General features: G+C 69.1%; 3 protein-coding genes. All 3 read right to left on the reverse strand.

Annotated features, from left to right (window positions below):
• The coding region (locus APM_RS11705) for an ATP-binding cassette domain-containing protein (RefSeq protein ID WP_007423589.1) at positions 1–377 on the reverse strand (377 nt) is incomplete at its 3' end.
• Between the two features lie 15 nt (positions 378–392).
• Positions 393–1,436, reverse strand: coding sequence for an ABC transporter substrate-binding protein (locus APM_RS11710; RefSeq protein WP_007423590.1), 1,044 nt, complete (start codon positions 1,434–1,436; stop codon positions 393–395).
• Positions 1,437–1,494: 58 nt separating this feature from the next.
• A partial coding sequence (locus APM_RS11715) for a phosphogluconate dehydrogenase C-terminal domain-containing protein (protein ID WP_305803846.1) occupies positions 1,495–2,345 on the reverse strand: 851 nt, incomplete at its 5' end.

Consider the following 2,345-nt stretch of genomic DNA (forward strand, 5'->3'; position numbering starts at 1 on the left):
CTTCCCGGCTGCTCGACGAAGAAGTTCTCGGCCACGGTCAGGCTGCCGCAGAGCGAGAGTTCCTGGTGCACGATGCGGATGCCCGCCGCCCGCGCGCCGTGCGGCGTATAGCGCGCGAGCTCGATCCGCCGCCCGGCGATCGCGAGCTCGCCCGCATCGGGCTCGGTGACGCCGGCGAGAATTCGCATCAGCGTGCTCTTGCCCGCGCCGTTGGCGCCGATCAGCCCGACGACCTCGCCGGCGGCGATGCGGAACGAGACGTCCTCGTTCGCGAGGGTCGGCCCGTAGCGCTTGGTGATGCCGGCGAGGGCAAGCGCCTCGCCGGCGGCTCCGGACACATCCCGCCCGGGCGGGGACGCGGCGACGCCCACGGTCATGCGGCGCGCCCCGGCCTAGGGCTTCTGGCTGAGCAGATGCGTCTTCACCCAGTCCCGCGAATAGCTCGGGCTGACGATCGTGCCGGGCTTGAGGTCGGCATACTGCGCGAGGTTCTTCTGCGTCACCGTCGCGACCGGCATGGTCATGAATTTCGGCGCCTTCGCACCGCCGGCGATGTCGAGCGAGAGCCAGAACGCGGCGCCGCCGATGCCCGGCGTCGTGTTCATCGAGATCGTCTGGTAGCCGGTCTTCTTCGCCTGTTCGGCCCACCAGTGGATGAAATTGGCGCTGCCGCCGCCGGCGATGATCGGCGGGTGGGTGGCGTAGCTGCCGCCATACTGCTCGAACGCCTGGGCGATGCCGTAATCGTCGCCGCCGCCCTGGTCGAGCACGGCGTCGACATGCGGCAGGCTCGGCAGCACGTTGCTCACCGCCGCCTGCGCGACCGGGCCGGTCGCCTGGCCATAGACCGTCGCCACGACCTTGATCCCCGGATGCTGCTTCAGCACGCCCATCTGCGCCGTGTACATGTCATGGTCCGGCGCCGAGCCCTTCACGCCGCGGACGACGATGACATTGCCCTTGCCGTGCAGCTTGCGGACGATCCAGCGCGCCTGCGCGGCCTGGTAGCGCTTGAAGTCGAAGTCGAGCTTGTAGGCGCAGGGCGCGCTGACGATGGAGTCGAAAGCGACGACCTTGATCCCGGCGGCGCAGGCCTTGGCGATGATGCCGTTCAGCGCGGTGTCGGATGCGGCGTCGATCGCGATGACGTTGACATGGCGCAGGATCAGGTCGCTCACCTGCGACATCTGCTCGTTCACCGTGCCGTTGCCGTTGACGATGATGAACTTCGAGATCTCGCCCTTCTTCCGCGCCTCGGTCGCGGCGGCGCGGAAGGCCTCGACCATCTGGTGGCGCCAGGTATTGCCGTAATAGGCGTTGGACAGCGCGATGACCGGCCCCTTCGCCTGCGCCGCCGGCGCGGCGGCGAGGGTTGCCGCGGCGGCGAGGCCGAGCAGCGCGTATTTCAGTCCCGCAGGTTTCTGCATCGTTTTCATGGACGTCCTCCTTCCTAAGGGCCGGCGGTTCCGCCGCCGGCGCTGCACGCTTGCGGTGCTATGGGTGGCAGATGGCGCGGACCGACCGCTTGACCTCCTCGGGCGAGAAGACGGTTTCGAGCCAGTTGTCGCGGAAGATCACCGGCCGCGCCTCGTCGATCGCCTTCAGCGCGCCGTCGGAAAACTTTCCTTCGGGGAAGATGCCGAAGGCGATGGCGAGTTCGATGGTGAGATGGCCGAGGATGAAGTCCTCGGCGGCCTGGCGCGGCACGCCGCGGCGCACGGCCTCGTCGGTCGCCTCGCGCAGCGCGAGGCTGAGCGTGGCGCCGACGGTTTCCGACAGCGCCGGCTCGAGGATCGCGATATGCTCGACGGTGCAGCGATGCGAGCGCATCACCGGCTTGTAGATCGTCCGCGCGATGGCCTCGCCGAGCGCGTAATGCTCTTCCGGCCCCTGCATCAGCGCGCAGACGATGTGCTGCCTGGCGTGGACGCCGCCGAAGAAGTCGCGCTTCGCCGCGGGATCGGTCTCGTCGTTGAAGATCGGCGGGTGGCAGGGATGGGTGACGAAATAGCTGATGTCGGCGCGCTCCGGCAGTTCGCCGGCATGGGGGGCGGCGGCGTCGAGCATGATGACGATCGTGCCGGGGCGGAGGGTTGCGACGATCTCGTGCGCGATCCGGCCGATCAGCCGGTCGGGCACCGCCATCAGCACCACGTCGGCGCGGGCCAGCGCCTCGTCGCGCGTCACGCAATCGACGCCGACGGCCTCGCGCAGCCGGGCGCGCCCGTCCGCGGAGATCTCGACGTGATCGACGTCGTAGGCGGAGCCTTTCAGGTTGGCGGCGAGCCGGACCCCCATCTTGCCGCCGGCGCCGAGCAGGGCGATTCTCGTCATGCGTCTTGTCT

The sequence above is a fragment of the Acidiphilium sp. PM genome (assembly GCF_000219295.1).
Classification (GTDB): Bacteria; Pseudomonadota; Alphaproteobacteria; order Acetobacterales; family Acetobacteraceae; genus Acidiphilium; species Acidiphilium multivorum.

What these genes read in the sequence shown, in the direction of transcription:
- APM_RS11710 (WP_007423590.1), bottom strand. Translation starts at nt 1,436, where the DNA reads ATGAAAACGATGCAGAAACCTGCGGGACTGAAATACGCGCTGCTCGGC.